The sequence below is a fragment of the Streptomyces sp. NRRL S-1022 genome (assembly GCF_000720135.1).
Classification (GTDB): domain Bacteria; phylum Actinomycetota; class Actinomycetes; order Streptomycetales; family Streptomycetaceae; genus Streptomyces.
The window spans coordinates 114,573-139,483 of record NZ_JOIU01000004.1; the positions used below are offsets into that span (position 1 = coordinate 114,573).

The following is a 24,911-nucleotide window of genomic DNA, read 5'->3' on the forward strand; positions in this document are numbered from 1 at the left end:
GCACGGGCCCCCTATGCCTGTGCGCTGCTGCCGTCCGCCTTGCCCCTCGGCTTGGGCAGCGCGAGCCTGATCTCCTCCCGCAACTGATGGATCTTCGGATAGCCGGCGTACTCCGCGGTCAGCCGGTACATCTGCCGCAGCCGGTCCCAGGTGCGCCGGGAGGAGTTCGAACCCATCGACATCAGGGCCAGTCGTGCGTAGCGGTCGGCCTGTTCGGGGTCGTCGGCGATGAAGCAGGCCGAGGCCATGGAGAGGTGGTCGAAGATCTTCGACCGCTCCCGTCCGTCGACACGCAGGGCGAGGGCCTTCTCCGCGTAGTACTGCGCGTGCGCGGCGGCATCGGGGTCGAACTCCGCCAGTGTGCGGTAGGCGAGGGCCTGCATGCCGTACAGGTCCTCGTCCTTGAAGGTCTGCATCCAGTCCGGCGTCTCCACGTCCTGGCGGTCGGAGACGAAGAGGTCCTCCGCCTGCCCCAGCGTGCGGCGCATGGCCTGGGCCTTGCCCATCGACGCCTGCGCCCAGGCCTCGATGGTGTGGAACATCGCCTTCGTACGCGGCTGCAGGCGGTCGCCGGCGCCGGACTGGGCGAGCTTCATCAGGTCCAGGGCGTCGTCGGGACGGCCGAGGTGCACCATCTGGCGGGCCGCCCGGGACAGCGCCTCACCGGCGCGGGGCCGGTCCCCGCCCTCTCTCGCGGCATGGGCGGCGATGACGAAGTACTTCTGCGCCGTGGGCTCCAGGCCGACGTCGTGCGACATCCAGCCCGCGAGGACGGCCAGGTTGGCGGCGACGCCCCACAAGCGCCGCTGGAGATGGGGAGGATGGTGGTAGGCGAGCATGCCGCCCACCTCGTTGAGCTGTCCCACGACCGCCTTGCGCTGCAGCCCGCCGCCACGGGCCGCGTCCCAGGCGCGGAACACCTCGACCGAGCGCTCCAGTTCCTCGATCTCCTGCGACCCGATGGGGGCGGCCTCGTACCGGTCGAACCCGGCGGGGTCGGCGTGCAGGGGGTCGTCGAGGACAGGGGCGTCGGCCCTCAGGGTGGGGTCGGTGTGCAGCCAGTCGTACATGGCGCTGCTGAGTGTGGATCCCGCGGCGAGCGCGGCACCCGCGCCCACCAAGCCGCGTCGGTTGAGCATGAGGTCCATTCCCGTGAATTCGGTGAGGACCGCGGCGGTCCGCTCGGGCGCCCACGGCACACCTTCGGGATGTTCCTCGATCCCGTCGGCCTGCCGCTTCACCGCACGCCCGTGCCGTACCAGACCGAGGTCCTCCATGGTCACGACACGGCCGAGACGCTCGGTGAACAGAGCCGCCAGCACCCGCGGTACCGGATCGCGCGGGATCTCTCCCATGTCGATCCAACGCCGCACCCGGGAGGTGTCGGTCGCCAGCTGGGGGTGGCCCATGGCCGCCGCCTGCCGGTTGACCAGTCTCGCGAGTTCGCCCTTCGACCAGCCGGCCAGGCCGAACAGGTCCGCCAGGCGGGTGTTGGGTTGTCCGCTCACGTAAGCCCCCAGGTTCTCGGCTGAGTTGACAGTAGCCCGGTGCAAGTTGCCGGGCGACTATTCGCCAGGGTTCGCCAGGGTCCGCCAGATGGTGTGCCACTGGTCATCGGGTGTCAGGTAGGAACGCGCCACCCCGACCCGGTCGCCGCCCTCCGTCCGAGGGCGCGTGACGGCACGACGGCATACGGCCGGACACATTCCCCAGGGTGTGTCCGGGCGGCCGGGCCGGGTGGGGCGTGAGACGCACAGGCAGGCACCGCAGGCACACGAAGGGATCTGTATCTCCCATGTACGCAGCATCGTCCTCCGTGTCCGCCCCGCCCCGGCCGCCGCGACCCCGCCCGGCGGGCGGCGGGCCGTACCTCGATCCGGCGGCGCGTCCGGGGAGTCCCGTGCTGGGCGCGGGCCGGCCCCGGCGGATCCCGGGGCAGCCCGGGACCCCACCGCTCAGCGGGAGGCTCGACCTGTCCGGCCCCCAGGGTGCGCAGCTGCGCACCGCGCTCGCCGCGGTGCACCGGATCTGCCCGGAGTTCGCCCCGGTCCAGGTCCTGCGGCGCAGCGGACGGTCCGTCCTCCTCGTGGGGACGACGGGACGCAACACGGCCGTCGCCAAGTGTCTTCTGGACCACTCGCCCGCCTGGGCGGAGCGGAGCCGTCAGGAGATAGCCGCATACCGTTCGTTCGTCCGGCACCGGCCGCCGGTCCGGGTGCCGAGGCTGATCGCGGCGGACCCGGACAACTGCACGCTGGTCATCGAGCGGATGCCGGGCCGGACCGCGGCGTTCCAGCGGCACCCCACGGAGGCCCCGCCGCGCGCGGACATCCGGGCCGCGCTCGGCGCGATCTGCCGGGTGAACGCCTGGCGGCCCCCGGCGGGCACGTTCGACATGCCCCTGGACTACGCGGCCCGGATGTCCCGGTACCACGAACTGGGCCTGCTCACCGACCGGGACCTCGGCGACCTGCAGAAGCTGCTGCACGGCATCGCGCACGAGGTGGGCCGGCACGGCATGCTCCAGTTCTGCCACGGCGATGCCCTGCTCTCGAACATCCTGCTGTCCCCGGCCGGTCCAGTGCTGGTGGACTGGGAACACGCGGGCTGGTATCTGCCGGGGTACGACCTGGCGACGCTGTGGCTGGTCCTCGGGGACGCCGCCCCGGTGGCCCGGCGCCAGATCAGCCAGATCGCCCAGTCGGCGGGCCCGGCCTCCCGGGACGCCTTCCTGGTGAACCTGATGCTGCTGCTGACCCGGGAGATCCGTACGTACGAGACGGCCGTGCAGCGTTCCATGCACGAGGTGACCCCGGCGGCACCGGGTACGGCCCACCCGGGTGCTGCGCCGTCCGGCGAGGAACAGCGGCTGCTGCTCAGGCGGCTGCACGACGACTGCCAGATGGCCCGCAGGGCCGTGCGTGCGGCGGTCGGCACTCGCTGACGGGGACGACGGCTCCGCGGTGCGCCCTGAGCGGCGGCGCACCGCGGACCTTCGTACGGGCCGGCGTCGACGGCCACTGGTGTATGCCAGTGACGCCCCGCAGGCCCGCGCACCGCCGCCGCGAAACTCGCCGAAAACCTTGCGTGACGTGGGAAGTCGCCTTCCTGAGGGCATCATTGACGGATCGTCGGCCAGCGGGTACCACTGACCCAGCTCTGGCGCCGCACGCCCCGCCATGCTCCGCCCGTCACAGGAGGCCGCCTTGCGAGGATCCGCCACCGACCCCACGCCCGCCCCCGGCCACAGACGTCTGCGGCGGACCGCCGTACCGCTGGCCTCCGTGGCCCTGCTGCTGCCGCTGCTCGGCTCGGCCCCGGCCCCGGACCCCGCCGCCGCGGACTCCGCCACCCACCGGCTCCAGCAGGCGTTCGCCGGCGCGGCGGCCGAGTACCACGTGCCGCAGAGCGTTCTGCTGGCCGTCTCCTACCTGCAGTCCCGCTGGGACCGGCACGCCGGCGCGCCGAGTGTGACCGGCGGCTACGGCCCGATGCACCTCACCGACGCCCGGACCGCGATCGCCACCGCGGAGCACTTCGCGGAGGGCACGGAGGACGCCCGCGGTGACACCGCCCGTGCGGCGCTGCACCCCTCCGTCGAGGTGCCGGCCGAGTCGGCGGTCCCGGCCCGCCTGAGGACACTGCCGAAGGCCGCCGAGCTGACCGGTCTCCCCGCCGAGGAGCTGCGCACCGACCCGGCGGCGAACGTGGCCGGCGGTGCCGCTCTGCTCGCCGCCGCGCAGAAGGAGCTGGGTGAGCCGCTCAGTGCCGACCCGGCGCAGTGGTACGGAGCGGTGGCGCGGTTCTCCGGCGCCGACGACACGGCGACGGCGGCCAGGTACGCCGACGATGTGTACGACGTGCTGCGCACGGGCGAGGAGCGCACCACGGACGACGGCCAGCTGGTGACCCTGGCCGCCCAGCCGCGGCTGACCGCCGACACCGCCCAGCTGCGGCGGGCCGGTCTGCGCACGCTGCCGGCGGACGGCACCGAGTGCCCGCGGTCGGTGTCCTGCGAGTCGGTCCCGGCGCCCTACGCGGAGTTCGGGGACAACGACTACGGCAACCACGATCTCGGCGACCGTCCGGCGTCGCAGAGCATCAGGTACATCGTCATCCATGACACGGAGGGCGCCTGGGACGGGGTGATGAAGCTGATCCAGGATCCCACCTATGTGTCGTGGAACTACACGATTCGCTCCACCGACGGTCTGATCGCCCAGCACGTCAAGGCGAAGGACGTGGCCTGGCACGCGGGCAACTGGTACGTCAACGCGAAGTCGATCGGCATCGAGCACGAGGGCTTCCTCGCCTCGCCGGACGCCTGGTACACGGAGGCGATGTACCGGTCCTCGGCGCGGCTGGTGCGGTACCTGGCCAGGACGTACGGCATCCCGCTGGACCGGCAGCACATCCTGGGCCACGACAACGTGCCCGGGCCGACCGCGTCCAGCGTGCCGGGGATGCACACGGACCCGGGGCCGTACTGGGACTGGCGGCACTACTTCCGGCTGCTTGGGCAGCCGTTGCGGCGCACGGCCGGCCCGCACTCGGGCGTGCTGACGATCCTGCCGGACTACGCCTCCAACCAGCCCGTGTACACCGGCTGCACCACCAGGGGCGAGCCGTGCGCGGCGCACGGCTCCAGCGAGGTGCGGCTCTACACGGACCACGACGTGACCGCGCCGCTGATCAAGGACATCGGTCTGAAGACGGACCCGACGGACGGGGTCAACGATCTGTCCTCGCGGGTCTCCACCGGCCAGAGCTACGCGGTGGCCGACCGCTGGGGCGACTGGACGGCCATCTGGTACCTGGGCCAGAAGGCCTGGTTCCGCAACCCGGTGAAGGACCCCACGGCCGTCCCGGCGAGGGGGCTCGTGGTGAGGCCGCGGGACGGCCTGGCGAGCGTCCCGGTGTACGGCCGGGCCTATCCGGAGAAGGAGGCCTACCCGGCGGGCGTCCCCGCGCAGTCCGTGGTGCCGCTTCCCTACACGATCCCCGCCGGGCAGAAGTACGTGGCGGGTGACGAGGTGCCGGGCGAGTACTACTACGCGGTCACCTTCACCCCCGACTCGCACCGGGTGGTGGCGGGCCAGGACCTGTACTACGAGATCCAGTACGGCCACCGGATCGCGTTCGTCCGGGCCGCGGACGTGACGCTTGAGGCAGCCGCCCGCTAGCCCGGCCGCAGCCGGCTCAGCCCTGCTGGAAAAGCTCCGCCGGGAGCGGCTTCAGCAGGGCGTACAGGTCGTCGGTGATCGGGCGGTCCCAGGCGGCGATGGTCACCAGGACGCCGTCGCTGCGGTCGAACTGGACGCAGGAGATCCGGCTCTCGGAGAGCTTCAGCCGGCGCACGATGAGCAGGTTGTCGCCCTGGAGCACCGGGGTGTCCTCGACTCCGACGACCGTGACCTCCTCGTCGTTCTCCAGCGCCAGCAGCAGCTGGCCCACCTCGAACGGGATCTCTCCCTCGGCGACCTCGCGCGCGGGGGAGCCTTCCGGGAGGTTGCCGATGATCATGGCGGGGCCGCGTCCGCCGAACAGGTCGTAGCGCAGGAAAACGCCCTGGCAGGTGCCGTCGGGGGCGGGCAGCAGGCCCGCGCCGAGATTGCCCGGCCAGTCGCCCGGGTCCATGGCCAGCACGTCGAAGTCGGGTCCGGCAGGGGTCGCGCTGCGGCGGCGGAGGAACGACATGCGGCCATGGTACGTGGGCTGCGGCGGAAGTGCCGTGACGGGGTCGTCGCTCACCCGCGGGTGCGGTGCGGCCGGTCGTTCCCCCGCGTTCCCTGCTCCGGGACCAGGGGGCAGCTGGTCAGGAGGGTGTCCGGGGTCGCGCCGGGCGGGCGCGGGACCGTGCGGTCGGCCGGCGGGACGCCGTCCCCCCTGATCCAGCGTTCCAGGGCCTCGAACGCCGAGCGGTGGCAGGGCACCATCGGGCGGAGCCGGCCGGGGAAGACGTCGGCCAGGGAGTCGGTGTGGGTGCCGTCCTCGATGCGGTAGTAGCGCAACAGGGAGCCGCGGCCGGCCTCGTGGACCATGCGGGCGTAGACGTCGGCGTCCTGGCTGATCGGCAGCAGTACGTCGAGGGTGCCCTGGAGGGTGATCAGGGGTTTGCCGATGCGGCCGGTCAGGGCGATGCGGGCGACCGCCCGGTGGACGGCGGCGGGCCGGGCCGCGTAGTCGTAGTCGGCGTCGCAGCCGGGGGTGCCGGAGGCGCAGTACGGGCTGCCGGCCTCGGCGCCGCCGTCGTAGCCGGGGTCGACCTCCTCGCGGTAGATGCGCTGGGTGAGGTCCCAGTAGACCTGGTGGTGGTACGGCCACAGGAACTCGGAGCCGGCCGGGAAGCCGGCCCGGTGCAGGGCCGCCGCGGCCTCGGCGGCTCCGGGTCCGCCGGCGGCGTAGGCGGGGTAGTGGCGCAGGGCGGCCGGCAGGGAGGTGAGCAGGTTGGGGCCGTCCGAGCGCCAGAGGGTGCCCTCCCAGTCGACTCCGCCGTCGTACAGCTCCGGGTGGTTCTCCAGCTGCCAGCGCACCAGGTAGCCGCCGTTGGAGATCCCGGTGGCGAGGGTGCGGGCCGGGGGACGGTGGTAGCGCTGGGTGACGACCGCGCGGGCGGCGCGGGTGAGCTGGGTGAGGCGGGTGTTCCATTCGGCGATGGCGTCGCCGGGACGGCGGCCGTCGCGGTAGAAGGCCGTGCCGGTGTTGCCCTTGTCGGTGGCGGCGTAGGCGTAGCCGCAGGCGAGCACCCAGTCGGCGATCGCCCGGTCGTTCGCGTACTGCTCGCGGTTGCCCGGCGTGCCGGCGACCACCAGTCCCCCGTTCCAGTGGTCGGGCAGCCGGATGACGAACTGGGAGTCGTGCTGCCAGCCGTGGTTGTTGTTGGTGGCGGAGGTGTCCGGGAAGTAGCCGTCGATCTGGATGCCGGGGACACCGGTGGGTGTGGGCAGGTCCTTGGGGGTGAGCCCCGCGTAGTCGGCGGGGTCGGTGTGGCCGGAGGTCACGGTCCCGGCGGTGGTCAGCTCGGCCAGGCAGTCGGCCTGCTGGCGGGCGGCGCCGGGCACGTGCAGCCGGGCACGGCCAGCGCAGTGGGCGTCCGGGGTCCCCGGGCCGGCGGGTGCCGCGGTGGCAGGGGTGGCCGGGGTGATCAGGAGCGTGCAGACGGCGGCGAGGGAGAGCGCGCCCAGCGCGGTGCGCCGGGCGCGGCGGCGGGATGGGCGGTGGGGTGTGCGGTGCGGGGGCATGCGGTTCCTCCGGCGGGTTGGGGACGCGCTGGAGGCTAGGGGCGGTGTGATGGTTCCGGACATGTGTGGAGCCGCCATGATGACGGCCCGTTAGCCGTAGTCGGCCACCATGGCGGCCCGGTCGGGTGTCCCCGGCACACGGTCAGGGGCAGCCGGTGTCGGCGATGGTGAAGTAGCCCGTGGGTGATTCCTTCAGGGTGTGGGTGACGAACGTGTTGTACAGGCCCATGTTCTGGTGCGAACCGTTGGCGTACGTGAAGCCGGCGCTGGTGGTGGCGCGGCCCGCCTGTACCTGGGCGTAGTTGCTCGCCGTCCAGCAGGCCGCGCTGCCGCCACCGGGGCCGGGGTCGCCCGGGCCGGGGTCGCCGGGGCTGCTGGTGTCCAGGCCGAAGAACCGGGCGATCCAGCGGCTGGAGCAGATGGAGTCCAGGAAGTAGGGGGCGCCGGTGCCGCCGCACTGTTCGCCGCCGGTGCCGGGGTCGACCGGGGTGCCGTGCCCGATGCCGGGGACCCGGTCGACCTCGACGGCGACCGTGCCGTCCGCGGCCAGGTACTGGTCCTGCCGGGTGGCGTCCGGCCCGATGGTGGTGGTCCTGGTGGGTGTCTGGGACAGGCCGTGCAGGGCCGTCCACTGGTCGCGCAGTTCATCGGCGTTGCGCGGTACGACGGTGGTGTCCTGGTCGCCGTACCAGACGGCCGTGCGCGGCCACGGCCCGGTGTACGACGGGTAGGCGTCGTGCACCCGCCCGGCCCAGTCGGCCGGGCTGCGGTCGACGCCGGGATTCATGCAGGTGTAGGGGCTGGTGTCCCGGGTGCAGTCGTAGGGCAGGCCGGCGACGACCGCGCCCGCCGCGAACACGTCGGGGTAGGCGGCGAGCATGACCGCGGTCATGGCGCCGCCGGCGGACAGGCCGGTGACGTAGACGCGCCGCGGGTCGGCGCCGTAAGCGGTGACGGCGTGGCTCACCATCTGCCGGACGGACAGGGCCTCGCCCTGGCCGCGCCGGTTGTCGGCGGTCTGGAACCAGTTGAAGCACTTGTTCGGGTTGTTGGCGGTGCCGGTCTCGGCGAGCACGAGCAGGAAGCCGTCCTGGTCGGCGAGTTGGGGCAGTCCCGAGTTGTCGGCGTACACCTGGGCGCTCTGCGTGCAGCCGTGCAGGGCCACGACGACCGGGGGGTGGGCCGGGAGGGTGACGGGCCGGTACACGTACATGGTGAGGGCGCCCGGGTCGGACCCGAAGTCGGTGACCCGGGTGAGCGTGACGGCGGCGCGGGCTTCGGGTGCGGGGCCGGCGAGTGCGGTGCCGAGGACGACGGCGAGGACGGCCAGGACGCGGGTGGCGAGGCGGGGCAGCAGGCGGGCACGTGGCCGTGCTCCGGGTGCCCTGCGGAACGGGGACGGTGGCATGGCGGCTCCTTGGGTGGACACACGGTCCCGGCCGCTCCCGCGCGCGGGCGGCGCCTGGAGGACCGGGGTGGCGGAACCATAGGTTCGGGTGTGTCCGGGCACCATGGCGCGGTGCCCCACAGCCGTCGGTGCGTCGGTCGGCACCGGGCGGATTGCCGGGCGCCGCGCGGTCTGCTACGACCCCCGGTCGCCGGGTCTCACTCCTCCGGCGGGGCCGGCGGTACCACCGCGACCGGGCTCGCCGCGTGCAGCAGCACGGCCTGGGTGACCGAACCCATCATGCGGGCCGGCGCGAGCAGCCGCCGCCGGTGCCGGCCGACCACGACCAGGTCGGCGTCCTTGGATGCGGCGACGAGGAGGCCGGCCGCGTCGCCGGGCAGCGCCCGGGCGTCGGCGCGGACGTCGGGGTGGCGCTCCCGGTGGGGGGCGAGGAAGCCCTCGGCGAGGGCGCGGGTCTCGTTCGCGACGGCGTCCTGGTCGATCGCGGGCGGCACCAGCTGGCCGGGCGCGGACCAGGTCTGCACGGGCCACGGGTAGGCGGCGATCACCTGCAGCCTGGCGTCGCGCAGGGCGGCCTCGGCGAAGGCGAAGGCGAGAACGGCCTCGTCGGGGCTGTCGGCGTGCAGGCCGACGACCACCCGGGGCCCGGGTTCGGCGGGCGCCTCGCCGTGCACCTCGCGGCCGGGCTGCGGTACGACCACCACCGGGCACTCGGCGTCCCGGGCGACGGCGAGGCCGTTGGAGCCGAGCAGCAGGCTGGCGAAGCCGCCGCGTCCCCGGGAGCCGAGCACCAACAGCTGGGCGTCGCTGCCCAGTTCGGGCAGGACGGCGCCCGGTACGCCCTCCAGGGCGACGTACTCCACGGCCGGGGCCCCGGCGCGGTCCGCGAGCCGGGTGCGCACCTCGTCCAGCACCGGATCGCCCTCGGCCTCGGGCGGCGCGGCGACCAGGACGTCGGCCTGTCCCCAGGCGGCGTACTGCCGTACGTGCACCACGCGCAGCGGTGCCGTGCGGCGGCGGGCTGCGTCCACGGCCCAGTCCAGGGCGCGCAGGCTGTCGGCGGACCCGTCGACCGCGGCGATGACCGGCGCAGCGCTCATCCTTCTCACCTCCGGAACACGACCTTTCCCTTGCTGGGGCCAGCCTCGCTCAGGCGGGGCCCCGGCAGGGCGCTGCTGATCGCGTGTCCGCAAATCCGCTCGCAACACCCCCGGTTCAGGTGAGATCCGGTACGGCCGGCGCGGCGTCAGGTGAGGTCGAACTCGCCTTCCCGCGCGCCGGAGACGAAGGCACCCCACTCGGCGGGGGTGAAGATCAGGGACGGACTCTCCGGCCGGCCGCTGTTGCGCATCGCGATGAAGCCCTCGACAAAGGCGATCTGGACATCGCCCAGACCTCGGCTGCTGGACTGCCACTCCGCCTTGGTGAGATCCAGCTCCGGCTTGTCCCAGCCCGCGAGCGGGTGCTGCTGGGTGGTGGTCTCGGCCACGTCCGTGCTCCTCCCGGTTCGTCGTCCGCGGTCAGCCTAGCGACCGGTCGCTACGGCGGACAGGGCACGCGGGGACGGCCTTCCGTCCCGGCCGGCCGGGACGCCCGGGCGGCCGGTCAGGAGTCGGGCGGCTCGGAGCCGACGAGCCACATGGAGAAGAACTGCGAGCCGCCGCCGTAGGCGTGCCCGAGCACCCTGCGGGCGCCGTCCACCTGGTGCTCCCCGGCCTGGCCGCGCACCTGGAGGGCGGCCTCGGCGAAGCGGATCATGCCGGAGGCGCCGATGGGGTTGGTGGACAGCACCCCGCCCGACATGTTGACGGGCAGGTCGCCGTCGAGCGCGGTCGCCCCGGACTCGGTGAGTTTCCAGCCCTCGCCCTCCGCGGCGAAGCCCAGGTTCTCCAGCCACATGGGCTCGTACCAGGAGAACGGCACGTAGATCTCGGCCGCGTCGATGTCCCGGCGCGGATCGGTGACGCCGGCCTGCCGGTAGACGTCGGCGGCGCAGTCCTTGCCTGCCTGCGGGGAGACGAAGTCCTTGCCGGCGAACAGGGTGGGTTCGCTGCGCATGGCGCCGCCGAGCAGCCAGGCGGGCGGGCGGGGCGCGCGGGCGGCTCCGGCGCGGTCGGTGAGGACCATGGCGCAGGCGCCGTCGGAGGACGGGCAGGTCTCGGAGTAGCGGATGGGGTCCCACAACATGGGTGACGCCACCACCTTCTCCAGCGTGATGTCGTGTTCGTGGAGGTGGGCGTAGGGGTTCTTCAGGGCGTTGCGCCGGTCCTTGTAGGCGACGAGGGCGCCGATGGAGTCGGGGGCGCCGCTGCGCCGCATGTAGGCGCGGACGTGGGGGGCGAAGAAGCCGCCGGCCCCGGCGAGCAGGGGCTGCTGGAAGGGGATGGGCAGGGACAGGCCCCACATGGCGTTGGACTCGGACTGTTTTTCGAAGGCGAGGGTGAGGACGGTGCCGTGGACGCGGGCGGCGACCAGGTTGGCGGCGACCAGCGCGGTGGAGCCGCCGACGGAGCCCGCGGTGTGCACCCGCAGCATGGGTTTGCCGACGGCGCCGAGGGCGTCGGCGAGGTACAGCTCGGGCATCATCACGCCCTCGAAGAAGTCCGGTGCCTTCCCGATGACGACGGCGTCGATGTCGGCCCACGTCGCCTGGGCGTCGTCGAGCGCGCGCCGGGCGGCCTCCCGGACGAGTCCGGCGATCGACACGTCCCGGCGGGCGGCCACGTGCCTGGTCTGGCCGATCCCGACGACGGCGACGGGTTCCTTGCTCATCGTGGATCCCCTTCGAGTACGGCGACCAGGTTCTGCTGGAGGCAGGGGCCGGAGGTGGCGTGGGCGAGGGCGCGGTCGGAGGCGCCGCGGTGGATGCGGGCGGCGGCCTCGCCGATGCGGATGAGCCCGGCGGCCATGACGGGGTTGGCGGCGAGGGCGCCGCCCGACGGGTTCACGCGCACGCCGTCGTCCAGGCGGAGGGCCCGGCGCAGGACCACCTCCTGGGAGCTGAACGGCGCGTGCAGTTCGGCGGTGTCGACGGGCCGTTCGAAGGCGCCCGCGCGCTCGGCGGCGAGCCGGGTGGAGGGCGAGTCGGTGAGGTCGCGCACGCCCAGGGCGTGGGCCTCGATGCGGTGGTCGATGCCCCGGATCCAGGCGGGCCGCGCGCACAGCCGGCGGGCCCGGTCCCCCGCGGCGAGGATCACGGCGGCGGCGCCGTCTCCGACGGGCGGGCAGTCGCCGGTGCGCAGGGGCCGTACGACGTGGTCACCGTGCGGTACGCGACCCCTGAGCTGGGCGTGCGGGTTGGCGGTGGCGTCGGCCCGGCTGCGGTCGGCGACGGCGGCGAGCGCGCGTTCGTCGGTGTGTCCGGCGTCCATGAGTGCCTGCGCCTGAAGGGCGGCGAGGGCTATGGCGTCGGGCCACAGGGGGGCGACGTAGTACGGGTCGAGCTGGCGGGTGAGGACGTCCCGGACGGAACCGGGTGAGCACTTGCCGTAGGAGTAGACGAGCGCGGTGTCGGCGTCTCCGGTGAGCAGCTTGGTCCAGGCCTCGTACAGGGCCCAGGCGCCGTCCATCTCGACGTGCGACTCGGAGATCGGCGGCCAGGCGCCGACGCCGTCGAGGGCGAGGGTGAAGGAGAAGGCGCGGCCGGCGAGGTAGTCGCTGGAGCCGGAGCAGGTGAAGCCGATGTCGGCGGTCCGCAGGCCGGTCTGCGCCAGGACCTCGTGGAGGACGGGCATGAGCATCTCGACCTCGGAGGACTCCGCGGTGGAGCGCCGGTGCACGGTCTGCGCGAAGGCGACGACGGCGATGTCCCGGGGGCCGGGGGCTTCCTCGCTGGTCACAGCAGCTCCTTGTACGTCTCGTAGTCCGCGTCGGGTTCGCCGGTGGGCCGGTAGTGGTCGGGGTAGCGGGCGCCCTCGGTCCACACCGGCTCGACGCGCAGGCCCATGCGCACCTGGTCGTAGGAGATGCCGCCGATGCGGGCGTGCAGGGCGAGGTCGGCGCCGTCCAGGGCGATGTGGGCGTAGACATAGGGGACTTCTATGTCGAGATTCGCCGTATGCGCGGCCTTGATGTTGACGATGCAGAAGGTGGTGACCGTGCCGCGGGGACCCACTTCGACCTGTTCGGCTGTGGCGATGCCACATGTGGGGCATGCACCCCTGGGCGGGACGTACACCTTGCGGCAGGAGGGGCAGCGTTCGCCGACCGTGCGCCGCTCGGAGAGGGCGTGGATGTAGTCGGACTGGGCGCGTCCCGGGGAGTAGGTGTAGTCGAGCCGGGCGGGGGCGACGATGCCGGTGACCGCGTCCGGGAACGCGCGGCCGTGGCCCGCCGGCCGGTCCGCCTCGCCGTCGTACGGTTCGAAGCAGGCGATGTCGGTGATGGCGCCGGAGCGCTCCGCGGCCCAGCGCACGCGGACGCGCATTCCGGTGCGCACGGCGTCGGGGCCGGGGGCGTCGAGGGCGTGCAGCAGGGCGGTGTCGGCGCCGTCCAGCCGGACCAGGACCCAGGCGAAGGGGGTTCCGAGGGGCTGGCCGCGACGGGGTTCGTGGTTCCAGGCCCAGGTGGTGACCGTGCCGGTGGGGGCTACCTCGACCAGGTCGCGGAGCTCCTCGGCGGTGACGGGGTCGTACTCGACGGGCGGCACCAGGGTGCGTCCGTCGGTGGTGCGCACGCCGAGGACGACCCGTTCGCGCAGGCCGGTGAGGAACGCGCTCTGGACGGGGCCGAGGGAGCGGGTGAAGGGGAACTCGACCACGAGGGGGGCTCTGAGGATTTCCGGCATCGGCTGCCTCTTGGGAGGTCGGCGGTGAGGGCGCGCGCCCGTAGGGGCGCGGGGCGGGGACACGAGCGGTGCCGCCGCGTGGGCGCGACCGGCCCACGGCGGCCCGTGGCGGGCGAACGGCGTGTGCCGGCCGCTCACCCGGCGGAGCGTCAGGCACGCCGGTAGACGGGCGGCCGTTTCTCCGCGAAGGCGCGGGCGCCCTCCTTGGCGTCGGCGGTGTCGAAGACGGGCCGGCCGCGTGCGAGTTCCGCGGCGAGGCCCTCGGTCTCGGTCATCTCGGCGGTCTCGTACACGGACGCCTTGACGGCCTCGACGGCGAGCGGGCCGCAGGCGTTGATCCGCCCGGCGATCTCCAGGGCCCTGGCGAGGGCGGTGCCGTCGGGGACGACGTGCCCGATCAGGCCGATGCCGGCGGCTTCCCGGGCGCTGTAGGGGCGTCCGGTGAGCAGCATCTCCAGGGCGTGGGTGCGCGGGATCTGGCGCTGGAGGCGGACGGTGGAGCCGCCGATCGGGAAGAGGCCGCGCCTGACCTCGAACAGGCCGAAGGTCGCGGACTCGCCGGCGACCCGGATGTCGGTGCCCTGGAGGATCTCGGTGCCGCCCGCGACGCAGTGGCCCTCGACGGCGGCGATCACCGGTTTGCGGGGGCGGTGGTGGCGCAGCATCGCTTTCCAGTGCAGGTCGGGATCGGCTTTCAGCCGGTCGCGGTACCGCTGGCCCTGCATGCCGTCGCCGGCCAGCGCCTTGAGGTCCATGCCGGCGCAGAAGGCGCCGCCGGCCCCGGTGAGGACGATCGAGCGGACCGAGTCGTCCGCGTCTGCTTCGAGCCAGCCGTCGTACAGGCCGACCAGCATCGCCAGGGAGAGCGCGTTCCTGGCGTCGGGCCGGTCGAGCGTGAGCACCAGTGTGGCGCCTTCCCGCTGCACGGTGAGGTGTTCCGTCCCACCCATGGGCCATCTCCCCTCGGTCGGAACGAGAACAGGTTGCAGGAGGGGAGGGGGCACTTCAAGGGTTTTCTGACATACAGTCAGATTTTCTGGCGCGGGCCCCTTCCCACTTGCCGCCCCCTTTGCTCTGATGACCGGCGGGCCGACGGATGGGCCTCTCGTCGCCAGGACGTGCCGGGGTCAGGAGGAAGCGGTGGAGTACAACCTTGCCGACCTGTTCGAGTCGGTCGTCGACGTGGCCGCGGACCGCGAGGCGCTCGTGTACCTCGACCATCCCGGCACGGGCGCGGAGCGCCGGCTGACGTACGCCGAACTGGACGCCGCCGCCAACCGCGTCGCGCACCACCTGATAGACAGCGGCATACGGCCCGGCGAGCACCTCGGCCTCCACCTGTACAACGGCGTCGAGTACCTGCAGACGGTGCTGGCCTGCCTGAAGGCCAGGATCGTGCCGGTGAACGTCAACTACCGTTACGTCGAGCAGGAGTTGGTTTACCTGTACCGGGACGCGGACCTGGTCGCGCTGGTCTTCGACGCGGAGTTCGAGGACCGGGTCGCGGGTGCGCTGCCGCGGGCGCCGGGGCTGCGGCACCTGCTGCGGGTGGGCACCCCGGCCGCGGAGGCGGTGCCCGGGGCGGTACCGTTCGCCGCCGCGGAGGCCGCCGGACCGGCCGGGCGGGGCTTCCCCGCGCGCTCCGGGGACGACCAGTTCATCATCTACACCGGCGGGACGACGGGCATGCCGAAGGGGGTGATGTGGCGCCAGGAGGACCTGTTCTTCGCGGGGCTGGGCGGCGGGGCACCGACCGGGGAGCCGGTGAAGGCGCCGCGGGAGCTGGCCGAGCGGGTCGCCGCCGGCGGCTCAGGGATCACCTTCTTCCCCACTCCCCCGCTGATGCACGGCACGTCGACGCTCACCGCGTTCATCGGCTTCTACTTCGGCCAACGGGTCGTCCTGCACCGCAGGTTCGTGCCGGAGGAGGTGTTGCGGACCGTCGAGCGGGAGCGGGTCACCAGCATGTCGCTGGTCGGGGACGCGATGCTCCGGCCGCTGATCGACGCGCTCGCCGGGCCGCTCAAGGGCACGGACTGCTCGGCACTGTTCAGCGTCTCCTCCTCGGGCGCGATCATGTCGGAGACGGTGCGCCGGCAGTTCCGCGAGCTGCTCCCGAACGCGGTGCTGCTGAACAACTTCGGCTCCTCCGAGTCCGGCTTCAACGGCACCGCGACCGAGGACGCGGGCCCCGAGCGCGGCTTCCGCATCCGGGTCAACTCCCGCACCCGTGTGGTGGACCCGGTGACGCGCGAGCCGGTGGCACCGGGCGAGGTGGGGCGGGTCGCGCAGTGCGGCCACGTGCCGCTCGGCTACTACAACGACCCGGTGAAAACCGCCGAGACGTTCTTCGAGAAGGACGGACGGCGCTGGGTGCTGCTCGGCGACATGGCGACGGTCGACGCGGACGGCGTGGTCACCGTCCTCGGCCGGGGCTCGCAGTGCATCAACACCGGCGGCGAGAAGGTGTACCCGGAGGAGGTGGAGCAGGCACTCAAGGCGCATCCGGACGTGTACGACGCGCTGGTCGCCGGGGTGCCGGACGCCCGGTGGGGCAACCACGTGGCGGCCGTGGTGCAGCTGCGCCCGGGGGCACCGCGCCCTTCGCTCGCCGACATCCAGCGCCACTGCCGTACCCGCCTGGCCGGTTACAAGGTCCCCCGCCAGCTGGTCGTCACGGACACCGTCCAGCGGTCGCCGAGCGGCAAGGCCGACTACCGGTGGGCGCGGGAGGTGGCAGTCGCGGCGGAGTGGCCGTAGACCGGGTGTCCCGCCCCGCCGGGACCCACGCGGACGATTACTCTGTGCGCACAGTCGGACCACTTCAGCTACGGACAGTGACGACCGCACGGAAGGACCCTCGGGTGCCCCACCTCACGCCTGGTCAGCGGCCGGACGGCACGGCGGCCCCGGACGGCATGGCGGCGCCGGACGGCGGCGGAGGGGTGGCCGGGGACGCTGCCCCGCGCCAGGCACCGGCGGGCGCCGGACCCCGCCGGACCGGGCGGACCGGGCGGCCGGCGCGCTGCGCGGCCGTGGGGGCGACCGTGCTGGCCGCCGCTGTCCTGCTGGGCGCGCTGCTGCTGCCGGACCGGCTCGACGGCCTCACCCCGGCCGCGTTCCTGCGCCTGCCGGTCGAGGGGATCGCGCTCATCGCGCTGCCGCTCGTGCTGCCGCCCCGGGCGAGGCGGGCCGGTGCCGCCGCCGGCGGCTTCCTGACCGGGCTGCTCGCCCTGCTCAAGGGCCTCGACATGGGCTTTCAGGAAGTGCTGCTGCGCCCGTTCGACCCGGTGCTGGACTGGAGCCTGCTGGGCAACGCGGCCGACTACCTGCGGGAGACGTCCGGCCGGAGCGGCGCGCTGCCGGCCGCGACCGGAGTCCTCGCTCTCGCGCTCGCCGTCCTCGCCCTGACCACGCTGGCGGCGGTGCGCCTGGCGACCGTGACGGCCCGTCACCGGGGGCACGCCGTCCGCGTCACCCTGGTGCTGGCGCTCGCCTGGACCGCCTGCGTCACGCTCGGACTGCGCTCCGGCGGGGTACCGGTCGCCGCAGCGGCCGACGCGGACCTCGTCGGCGACCACGTCCGGCAGGTCCGTACGTCCCTCGCGGACGCGCGGGTCTTCCGGCGCCGGGCCGCCCACGACGCCTTCGCGCACACCCCGCCCGGCCGGCTGCTGACCGGGCTGCGCGGCAAGGACGTGCTGGTCACCTTCGTCGAGAGCTACGGCCGTACGGCCCTGGAGGACCCGGCCGTCGCCCCGCGGGTCGGCGCGGTCCTGGGCGAGGGCACCGCCGCGCTGCGGGCGGCCGGGTTCCGGGCGCGCAGCGGCTGGCTGCGCTCCCCGGTGACCGGCGGCGGCAGCTGGCTGGCGCACGCGACCTTCCTGTCCGGGCTGTGGATCAGCGACCAGCAGCGGTTCCACACCCTCACCGCCAGCGACCGGACCACCCTCACCGGTGCCTTCCGCAAGGCCGGCGCCTGGCGGACGGCCGGGATCATGCCCGGGATCGACCGGGCGTGGCCGGAGGGCGGGTTCTTCGGCCTGGACCACGTCTACGACCGGGACCGCCTCGGCTACCACGGGCCGGGCTTCGGCTGGTCGCAGGTGCCCGACCAGTTCACCCTGGAGGCGTTGTGGCGGCTGGAGTCCGGGCGGCGGGACCGGGGGCCGCTGATGGCGGAGATCGTCCTGACGTCCAGCCATCATCCGTGGGCGCCGGTGCCCCGCACGACCGACTGGCGGACCCTGGGCGACGGCTCGGTCTTCCGCCGCCTCGGCCGGGACGGCAAGGGCGCCGACGAGGTGTGGAAGGACCCGCGGAGCCTGCGCGCCGGGTACCGGGACGCGATCGCGTACTCCCTGCGCAGCGTCATCGGCTTCCTGCGGCGCCACGGCGACGAGCGCACCGTCCTGGTCCTCCTCGGCGACCACCAGCCGGTGCCGGCGGTCACCGGGAGCAGCCCCCGCAAGGACGTGCCCGTGACGATCGTCGCCCACGACCCGGAGGTGCTGGAGCGGATCTCCGGCTGGGGCTGGACCGAGGGTCTCCGGCCGGCCGCGGACGCCCCCGTCTGGGCGATGGACGCGTTCCGGGACCGGTTCCTCACGGCGTACGGCCCACGGCCGGGCCGCTGACGGGTCACCGGTCGAGGAAGGCGAGCGTACGGCTCACGAACCACTCCGGGTCGTCCAGCCAGGGGTAGTGGGCGGTGCCGGGCTGGACGGTGCACTCGGCGTGCGGGAAGGCCTCGGCGGTGCGGCGGGCGAGGCCGGGGCGGGGGCCGCCGTCCAGCCCGCCCGCGTACACGAGGACCGGCGCGGCCAGGGCGCCGAGGGCGGCCCGGGTCGCGTCCGGGGTGAAGGCTCCCCCGGCGAAGTAGCGCTCGCCCGCCTCGTCGTTGGTCTGCCGCGGCTCGGCGTCCGTGTGCGCCCGGGCGGCGGCGTCCCAGCGGCCGTGGAAGAACGGCAGGAAGACGTCGTCGAACTCCGCCTCGCCGGCGAGCCAGGCCCGGAAGGCGGGGAACGCCCCGGCGAACCACGGCTCGTCGGCGCGCAGCCGGGCCGCGGCCAGCCGGTCCTCGGGCGTGGCCCGCAGGCCCAGGGCGGACGGGTTGGGGGTGATCAGGAGCAGCCGCCGTATCCGGTGCGGATGGCGGGCCGCGTAGAGCATCGCCAGGGCGGCGCCTGCCGAGTGGGCGAGCAGATCCATGTGTTCCAGGCCCATGTGGGCCCGCCACATCTCGACGTCGTCGACCATCCGGTCGCAGCGGTACGTCGCCGGGTCCGCCGGGACCTCCGAGTCGCCGGTGCCCCGCAGGTCGAGCAGGGCCAGCCGCCGGTGCGCGGTCAGCCCGCCGAGGTCGCCGAGGTAGGCGGAGGCCCGCATGGGGCCGCCGGGCAGCACGGCGAGCGGCTCACCCGTGCCGCGCAGGTGGTAGGCGAGCCGGGTGCCGTCGGCGGCGGTGAAGGTCGGCATGCAGGTGATCATCGGGCCGGCCCCGCCCCCGCGCAACGCCTTTGCGGTACGGAAAATCCTCGCCGCCCTCTTGCCCGGGGCCGCGTGGCCTGCGTTACTGACCCCGGACGGATCGACCGAATGATCGGTCGGGCAACAGGTGTGCTGGTGAGGGAGACGTCGCGATGGCCGATGTGACGGACCTGCTCGACGCGGGCGAACGGCTCGGGCCCGGGGAACTGCGGGCGCTGCAACTGGAGCGGCTGCGCGCCACCCTGCGGCACGCGTACGCACACGTGCCGTTCTACCGGGACTCCTTCGACAAGGCCGGCGTCCACCCGGAGGACTGCCGTTCGCTCGCCGACCTCGCCCGCTTCCCCTTCACCACCAAGGCCGACCTGCGGGAGAACTACCCGTACGGCATGTTCGCCGTGCCCCGGGAGCGGATCCGCCGGCTGCACGCCTCCAGCGGCACCACTGGACGCCCCACGGTGGTCGGCTACACCGACAACGACCTCTCCATGTGGGCCGACATGGTGGCGCGGTCGATCAGGGCGGCCGGCGGCCGGCCGGGAGACGTCGTCCATGTGGCGTACGGCTACGGGCTGTTCACCGGTGGCCTGGGCGCCCACTACGGCGCCGAGCGCCTCGGCTGTACGGTCGTCCCCGCTTCCGGCGGCATGACGGCCCGCCAGGTGCAGCTGATACAGGACCTGGAGCCGTCCGTCATCATGGTGACCCCCTCCTACATGCTCACCCTGCTGGACGAGTTCGAACGGCAGGGCGTGGACCCGCGCGGCACCTCGCTGCGGGTCGGCGTCTTCGGGGCGGAGCCCTGGACCGAGCAGATGCGGCGGGAGATCGAGGAGCGGTTCGCGATCGACGCCGTCGACATCTACGGGCTGTCCGAGGTGATCGGTCCCGGTGTCGCCCAGGAGTGCGCGCAGACCAAGGACGGCCTCCATGTGTGGGAGGACCACTTCTACCCCGAGGTCGTGGACCCGGTCACGGGCGAGGTGCTGCCGGAGGGTGAGCGGGGCGAGCTGGTGTTCACCTCGCTGACCAAGGAGGCCATGCCGATCGTGCGGTACCGGACGCGGGACCTGACGCGGCTGCTGCCCGGCACGGCCCGGGCGTTCCGGAGGATGGAGAAGATCACCGGGCGCAGTGACGACATGGTGATCCTGCGCGGGGTCAATCTGTTCCCGACCCAGATCGAGGAGATCGTGCTGCGCACACCCGGGGTGGCGCCGCACTTCCAGCTGCGGCTCACCCGGGAGGGCCGCCTGGACGCGCTGACCGTCCGGGCCGAGGCCCGCCCGGACGCGCCGCCGGAGGTGCGGGAGGCGGCGGCCCGGGCCATCGTCGCTGCGGTCAAGGACGGCATCGGCGTGTCGGTCGGTGTGGAGATCGTGGAACCGGAGTCGCTGGAGCGGTCGGTGGGCAAGATCCGCCGCATCGTGGACCTGCGGCCGCGGGACGGCGGACAGGGCTAGGCCGCCCGGGACGGCCCCGGCCGGTCCGGGTGCCGCTCCCGCCGGCCCGCGCGATCGTATCGACGTACTGCGAAACGTCGGCGGCGCCTGTACTCCGCAGCCATGACGGACACCGCCACCGCGCCGGACCCCGACCTGGTCAGCGCTCTGCGGGCGCTGTCCGACCCCATGCGGCTGCGGATGCTGCGCCGGCTGCGCGAGCCGGAGCGGCACTTCCCGGTGGAGGCCGCCGTCGCCGACCCGGCCGAGGTGGGGGTGTGCCTGAGCCACATCCAGGCCAAGGCCGGGCTGGCGCAGTCGACCGTGTCGGCCTACCTGGCGGAACTCCAGCGCGCGGGCCTGGTCCGCGCGACCCGGGTCGGCAAGTGGACCCACTGCAAGCGGGACGAGCAGCGCATCGCCGGCCTCGTCGCGGAGCTGGGCCGGACGCTGTAGGGCCCGGCCGCCCGTGCCCTGCGCGGGCCCGGCTAGCCGCTGAAGCGGTCGCGCAGCTCGCGCTTGAGGATCTTGCCGCTGGCGTTGCGGGGCAACTCGTCGGCGAACAGCACCCGTTTGGGCGCCTTGAACGGCGCGAGCCGCTCCTTGACGTGCGCGATGAGCTGTTCCTGCGTCACCTCGCCGCGCGGGACGACGACCGCGGTGACGGCCTCGATCCACCGCTCGTCGGGCAGGCCGATCACCGCGGCCTCCGCGACCGCCTCATGGGTGTACAGGGCGTCCTCGACCTGGCGTGAGGCCACCAGCACACCACCGGAGTTGATGACGTCCTTCACCCGGTCCACGATGGTGAAGTAGCCCTCGGCGTCGCGCACCGCGAGGTCGCCGGAGCGGAACCAGCCGTCGCGGAAGGCCTCGGCGGTCTCCTCCGGCTTGTCCCAGTAGCCCTCGCACAACTGCGGCGATCGGTAGACGATCTCGCCCGGCGTACCGGCGGGCACGTCCTTGCCGTCCTCGTCGACCACCCGGGCGTCGACGAACAGGACGGGCCGGCCGCAGGAGTCCATCCGGCCCTCGTGCTCGTCGGGCCCCAGGACGGTGGCCAGCGGGCCGATCTCGCTCTGGCCGAAGCAGTTGTAGAACCCCAGCCCGGGCAGCCGCTCGCGCAGGCGTTCCAGGACCGGCACCGGCATGACCGAGGCGCCGTAGTAGGCCTTGCGCAGCCCGGACAGGTCCCGGGTCGCGAAGTCCGGGCGGCCCGCGAGGCCGATCCAGACCGTCGGCGGCGCGAACAGGCTGTCCACGCGGCCCGCCTCGACCAGGTCGAGCAGCCGGTCCGCGTCGGGCCCGTCGAGGATCAGGTTGGTCGCGCCGACCGCCAGGTAGGGCAGCAGGAACACGTGCAGCTGCGCGGAGTGGTACAGCGGCAGGGAGTGCGCGGGGCGGTCGCCGGCGCTCAGGTCGAGGGCGGTGATCGCGCTCAGGTACTCGTGCACCAGGGCGCGGTGCGTCATCATCGCGCCCTTGGGGAGCGCGGTGGTGCCCGAGGTGTAGAGCAGCTGCACCAGGTCCTCGGTGCGCGGTTCGGGGCCGTCGTAGCCGGGTGCCGTCGCGAGCCGGGCCAGGAGCGAGTCCTCGGCGTCGCGCAGCGGCAGCGTGCGGACGCCGTCGGGGAGCCGGCCCGCGAGGGAGGGGTCGGCGAGGACGAGGGAACTGCCGGACTGGCCGACGAGGTACGCGAGGTCGTCGCCGGTCAGGTTCTGGTTGACCGGCACGTGCACGAGGCCGGCGCGGGCGCAGGCCAGGAAGCCGATCAGGTAGGCGTCCGAGTTGTGGCCGTAGGAGCCGACCCGGTCGCCGGCGGTGAGGCCCTGACCGAGCAGGACGCTCGCCGCGCGGGAGACGGCCTCGTCCAGTTCCCCGTACGTCCAGGCGCGGTCGCCGTACTCGACCGCGGTCCGCGCCGGGGTGCGCCGGGCGCTGCGCCGCAGCACCCCGTCAACCGTGCTGCCCTGTCCGTGCGTCATGACTCATGATCCTCGGTCCGTCACCGGGGCAGGTCAAGCACCCGGGAGACCCGGACACATACCGATTGGTACGCTCAACCGCTCCTTCCCTCAATGATGTTGGGAGGCACCACGTGCGCAATCGCTTCAGACGACTGGCCGTCGCCGCCGTCGCCCTGCTCACCGCCTCGGCCGCGCTGCCCGCCGCCGCGGCCGAGCGGCCCAGCCGCCAGGAACACCCGTCGCACGGCGGCCTGTCGGCCGTCATCCGCTACACCGAGTACGGCATTCCGCACATCCGCGCCCGCAGTTACGCGGACCTCGGATTCGGCACCGGCTGGGCGCAGGCCGCCGACCAGGTGTGCGTCCTCGCCGACGGCTTCGTGACCGTGCGCGGCGAACGCTCACGGTACTTCGGGCCGCACGCGGCGCCCGACGGCTCGCTGTCCTCGGCCGGCGACAACCTCTCCAGCGATCTGTACTTCCGGGGCGTCCGGGAGGCGGGCACGGTGGAGAAGCTGCTCGCCGAGCCCGCTCCGCTGGGCCCGAGCCGGCAGGTCAGGGACCTGATGCGGGGCTACGCGGCCGGGTACGACGCCTGGCTGCGGCAGCACCGCACCACCGACCCGGCCTGCAAGGGCGCCGCCTGGGTGCGCCCGGTCGGCACCGTGGACGTGGCGGCCCGCTTCTACGCCCTCGCAGTGATCGGCGGCCAGGGCGACGCCGTGGACGGCATCACCGGGGCGCAGCCGCCCGCCGCCACGGCCCGGGCCCGGGGCGCCGGGTCCGCGCCGGACGCCCAGGCCCTGATACGGGCCCTGCGCCGGCGGGCCGCCGACGCGGACATGGGCTCGAACGCGGTCGCCTTCGCCGGCGACACCACGGCCGACGGCCGCGGCCTGCTGCTGGGCAATCCGCACTACCCCTGGCAGGGCGGACGCCGCTTCTGGCAGGTGCAGCAGACCATCCCGGGCGAACTGGACGTGGCCGGCGCCGCGCTGCTCGGCTCGCCCACCGTCTCCATCGGCTACAACTCCCGGGTGGCGTGGAGCCACACGGTCTCCACCGGTGTGCCCTTCAACCTGACGCAGCTGACGCTGGATCCGGCCGACCCGACCGTCTACCTGGTCGACGGACGGCCGGAGCGGATGACGCGGCGGACCGTGACCGTCCCGGTCGAGGACGGCCCGCCGGTGACCCGCACCCAGTGGTGGACCCGCTACGGCCCGGTCGTCGCCTCCGGCGGGGGCGACCTCCCGCTGCCCTGGACCACCACGACGGCGTTCGCGCTGAACGACCCCAACGCCGCGAACATGCGGTTCGCCGACACCTCCCTCGGTTTCGGGAAGGCACGCGGCACGGCGGACGTCCTGGCGTCGCTCACCCGGCACCAGGGCCTGCCCTGGGTGAACACGATCGCCGCGGACTCCTCGGGGCACTCGCTGTTCAGCCAGTCGCAGGTGCTGCCCCGGATCACCGACGACCTGGCGGGGCGCTGCTCCACGGATCTGGGCAGGGCCACCTACCCGGCGGCGGGGCTCGCGGTCCTCGACGGCTCCCGCGGTGCCTGCGCTCCGGGCCGGGACGCCGACGCCGTGCAGCCGGGCACCTTCGGGCCCGCCCGCATGCCGACGCTGAAGGACGCCCCGTACGCGGAGAACTCCAACGACAGCGCCTGGCTGGCCAACGCCGACCGTCCACTCACCGGGTACGAGCGGATCTTCGGCACCGTCGGCACCGTCCGCTCGCCGCGCACCCGGGGCGCCCTCGACGCGGTGGCGGCGATGGCGCGGCGGGGCGGCCTGACCGTACGGGACCTGCAACGGCAGCAGTTCGCGAACCGGGTGACCGTGGGCGCCTTGGCGGCCGGGGACGCGGCCCGTGGGTGCGCCGCGCTGCCCGGCGGTCTCGCCAGGAACAAGGACGGCAAGGAGGTCGACGTCTCCGCGGCGTGCCCGGTGCTCGCCGGGTGGGACCGCACCGCAGGGACCGGGAGCCGGGGAGCGCTGCTCTTCGACCGCTTCTGGCGGCGGATCGGCGCGCTGGTGCCGAACGCCCAGCGGTGGAAGGTGCCGTTCTCGGCGGCGGACCCGGTGCACACCCCGCACACGCTCGACACCGGTGCGCCGGGCTTCGCCACGGCCCTCGCGGACGCGGTGACCGAGCTGCGCGGGGCCGGCATTCCGCTCGACGCCCCGCTCGGCGAGCATCAGTTCGTCGTGCGGGGCGGTGAGCGGATGCCCGTTCCGGGCGGCACCGAGGCGCTGGGCGTGTGGAACAAGGTCGAGCCGGTGTGGGACCCGGCGCACGGCGGGTACACGGAGGTGGTGATGGGGTCCAGCCACATCCAGGCGGTGGGCTGGAACGGCAGCCGCTGCCCGGTGGCGCGCACACTGCTGACGTACTCCCAGTCCTCCGACCCCACCTCGCCGCACTACAGCGACCAGACGCGGTTGTTCTCCCGGCAGCAGTGGGTGACACCGCGCTTCTGCGAGAAGGACATCCTGTCCTCCCCCGCGCTCAAGGTCGTCCACGTGCGCGAACGCTGAACCAGTGGTCCCGTCCTCCATGGGGCGGGAC

The 24,911-nt window shown here is 73.8% G+C and carries 19 protein-coding genes; 7 read left to right on the forward strand and 12 right to left on the reverse strand.

Going from position 1 to position 24,911, the window contains the following annotated elements; genetic code table 11:
- Positions 1-11 precede the first annotated feature (11 nt).
- Positions 12-1,508 carry a hypothetical protein gene (locus tag IG05_RS0105245; protein ID WP_030339596.1) on the reverse strand — a complete coding sequence of 499 codons (1,497 nt, stop codon included), beginning with the start codon at positions 1,506-1,508 and terminating at the stop codon, positions 12-14.
- 287 nt (positions 1,509-1,795) lie between these two features.
- On the opposite strand from IG05_RS0105245, the gene IG05_RS0105250 reads away from it, so the two are divergent.
- Both IG05_RS0105250 and IG05_RS0105255 read left to right on the forward strand, forming a co-directional pair.
- A complete protein-coding gene (locus tag IG05_RS0105250; RefSeq protein WP_030339597.1) occupies positions 1,796-2,944 on the forward strand; it encodes an aminoglycoside phosphotransferase family protein in 1,149 nt (382 codons plus the stop codon).
- A 262-nt stretch (positions 2,945-3,206) separates the two neighbouring features.
- Positions 3,207-5,183 carry an N-acetylmuramoyl-L-alanine amidase gene (locus IG05_RS0105255; RefSeq protein ID WP_030339599.1) on the forward strand — a complete coding sequence of 659 codons (1,977 nt, stop codon included), beginning with the start codon at positions 3,207-3,209 and terminating at the stop codon, positions 5,181-5,183.
- A gap of 16 nt (positions 5,184-5,199) precedes the next feature.
- Here IG05_RS0105255 and IG05_RS0105260 read toward each other — a convergent pair whose 3' ends face one another.
- The 9 genes from IG05_RS0105260 to IG05_RS0105300 all read right to left on the reverse strand — a co-directional run bounded on the left by IG05_RS0105260 (position 5,200) and on the right by IG05_RS0105300 (position 14,385).
- Positions 5,200-5,697: a hypothetical protein gene (locus IG05_RS0105260; protein WP_030339601.1), complete on the reverse strand. Its 498-nt coding sequence runs from the start codon at positions 5,695-5,697 to the stop codon at positions 5,200-5,202.
- A 50-nt stretch (positions 5,698-5,747) separates the two neighbouring features.
- A complete protein-coding gene (locus tag IG05_RS0105265; protein WP_030339603.1) occupies positions 5,748-7,241 on the reverse strand; it encodes a 3-hydroxybutyrate oligomer hydrolase family protein in 1,494 nt (497 codons plus the stop codon).
- A gap of 142 nt (positions 7,242-7,383) precedes the next feature.
- Positions 7,384-8,649, reverse strand: a complete 1,266-nt coding sequence (locus IG05_RS0105270; protein WP_030339605.1) for an alpha/beta hydrolase family esterase — start codon at positions 8,647-8,649, stop codon at positions 7,384-7,386.
- A gap of 197 nt (positions 8,650-8,846) precedes the next feature.
- Positions 8,847-9,749, reverse strand: coding sequence for a universal stress protein (locus IG05_RS0105275; RefSeq protein WP_030339607.1), 903 nt, complete (start codon positions 9,747-9,749; stop codon positions 8,847-8,849).
- 146 nt (positions 9,750-9,895) lie between these two features.
- Positions 9,896-10,138: a DUF397 domain-containing protein gene (locus IG05_RS0105280; RefSeq protein WP_030339608.1), complete on the reverse strand. Its 243-nt coding sequence runs from the start codon at positions 10,136-10,138 to the stop codon at positions 9,896-9,898.
- 116 nt (positions 10,139-10,254) lie between these two features.
- Entirely contained in the window at positions 10,255-11,421 is a 1,167-nt protein-coding gene (locus IG05_RS0105285; protein WP_030339610.1) for a thiolase domain-containing protein, read from the reverse strand.
- A complete protein-coding gene (locus IG05_RS0105290) occupies positions 11,418-12,488 on the reverse strand; it encodes a thiolase domain-containing protein (RefSeq protein ID WP_030339611.1) in 1,071 nt (356 codons plus the stop codon). Before IG05_RS0105290 ends, IG05_RS0105285 begins: the two co-directional genes overlap by 4 nt.
- Positions 12,485-13,435: a Zn-ribbon domain-containing OB-fold protein gene (locus tag IG05_RS0105295; protein WP_030339613.1), complete on the reverse strand. Its 951-nt coding sequence runs from the start codon at positions 13,433-13,435 to the stop codon at positions 12,485-12,487. Before IG05_RS0105295 ends, IG05_RS0105290 begins: the two co-directional genes overlap by 4 nt.
- A 149-nt stretch (positions 13,436-13,584) precedes the next feature.
- Positions 13,585-14,385: a crotonase/enoyl-CoA hydratase family protein gene (locus IG05_RS0105300; RefSeq protein ID WP_030339614.1), complete on the reverse strand. Its 801-nt coding sequence runs from the start codon at positions 14,383-14,385 to the stop codon at positions 13,585-13,587.
- 190 nt (positions 14,386-14,575) lie between these two features.
- Between IG05_RS0105300 and IG05_RS0105305 the strand changes: the two genes are divergently transcribed.
- On the forward strand, positions 14,576-16,195 hold the full coding sequence (locus IG05_RS0105305) for an acyl-CoA synthetase (protein WP_030339616.1): 1,620 nt from the start codon (positions 14,576-14,578) through the stop codon (positions 16,193-16,195).
- 104 nt (positions 16,196-16,299) lie between these two features.
- Positions 16,300-18,072: a sulfatase gene (locus IG05_RS0105310; RefSeq protein ID WP_234335768.1), complete on the forward strand. Its 1,773-nt coding sequence runs from the start codon at positions 16,300-16,302 to the stop codon at positions 18,070-18,072.
- A 4-nt stretch (positions 18,073-18,076) separates the two neighbouring features.
- Here the strand turns inward: IG05_RS0105310 and IG05_RS0105315 are convergent, their stop codons facing one another.
- The gene (locus IG05_RS0105315) at positions 18,077-18,913 is read right to left on the reverse strand and encodes an alpha/beta fold hydrolase (protein WP_030339620.1); all 837 of its coding nucleotides are present in this window, start codon (positions 18,911-18,913) and stop codon (positions 18,077-18,079) included.
- Between the two features lie 164 nt (positions 18,914-19,077).
- Between IG05_RS0105315 and paaK the strand changes: the two genes are divergently transcribed.
- Positions 19,078-20,388 (forward strand): phenylacetate--CoA ligase PaaK, encoded by a 1,311-nt coding sequence (gene paaK, locus IG05_RS0105320; protein WP_030339621.1) that lies wholly within the window; start codon positions 19,078-19,080, stop codon positions 20,386-20,388.
- 102 nt (positions 20,389-20,490) lie between these two features.
- Positions 20,491-20,823: an ArsR/SmtB family transcription factor gene (locus IG05_RS0105325; protein WP_030339623.1), complete on the forward strand. Its 333-nt coding sequence runs from the start codon at positions 20,491-20,493 to the stop codon at positions 20,821-20,823.
- A gap of 32 nt (positions 20,824-20,855) precedes the next feature.
- On the opposite strand, the gene IG05_RS0105330 is transcribed toward IG05_RS0105325, so the two are convergent.
- Entirely contained in the window at positions 20,856-22,352 is a 1,497-nt protein-coding gene (locus IG05_RS0105330) for an acyl-CoA synthetase (protein ID WP_030339625.1), read from the reverse strand.
- A gap of 113 nt (positions 22,353-22,465) precedes the next feature.
- Between IG05_RS0105330 and IG05_RS0105335 the strand changes: the two genes are divergently transcribed.
- Complete coding sequence (locus IG05_RS0105335; protein WP_030339627.1) at positions 22,466-24,880, forward strand: penicillin acylase family protein; 2,415 nt, start codon at positions 22,466-22,468, stop codon at positions 24,878-24,880.
- The last annotated feature ends 31 nt before the right edge of the window (positions 24,881-24,911 follow it).

Coding starts and splice junctions, on each gene's coding strand:
- IG05_RS0105250 (WP_030339597.1), top strand. CDS start 1,796: ATGTACGCAGCATCGTCCTCCGTGTCCGCCCCGCCCCGGCCGCCGCGA.
- IG05_RS0105260 (WP_030339601.1), bottom strand. CDS start 5,697: ATGTCGTTCCTCCGCCGCCGCAGCGCGACCCCTGCCGGACCCGACTTC.
- IG05_RS0105265 (WP_030339603.1), bottom strand. CDS start 7,241: ATGCCCCCGCACCGCACACCCCACCGCCCATCCCGCCGCCGCGCCCGG.
- IG05_RS0105270 (WP_030339605.1), bottom strand. CDS start 8,649: ATGCCACCGTCCCCGTTCCGCAGGGCACCCGGAGCACGGCCACGTGCC.
- IG05_RS0105275 (WP_030339607.1), bottom strand. CDS start 9,749: ATGAGCGCTGCGCCGGTCATCGCCGCGGTCGACGGGTCCGCCGACAGC.
- IG05_RS0105285 (WP_030339610.1), bottom strand. CDS start 11,421: ATGAGCAAGGAACCCGTCGCCGTCGTCGGGATCGGCCAGACCAGGCAC.
- IG05_RS0105295 (WP_030339613.1), bottom strand. CDS start 13,435: ATGCCGGAAATCCTCAGAGCCCCCCTCGTGGTCGAGTTCCCCTTCACC.
- IG05_RS0105300 (WP_030339614.1), bottom strand. CDS start 14,385: ATGGGTGGGACGGAACACCTCACCGTGCAGCGGGAAGGCGCCACACTG.
- IG05_RS0105315 (WP_030339620.1), bottom strand. CDS start 18,913: ATGCCGACCTTCACCGCCGCCGACGGCACCCGGCTCGCCTACCACCTG.
- paaK (WP_030339621.1), top strand. CDS start 19,078: ATGGCCGATGTGACGGACCTGCTCGACGCGGGCGAACGGCTCGGGCCC.
- IG05_RS0105325 (WP_030339623.1), top strand. CDS start 20,491: ATGACGGACACCGCCACCGCGCCGGACCCCGACCTGGTCAGCGCTCTG.
- IG05_RS0105330 (WP_030339625.1), bottom strand. CDS start 22,352: ATGACGCACGGACAGGGCAGCACGGTTGACGGGGTGCTGCGGCGCAGC.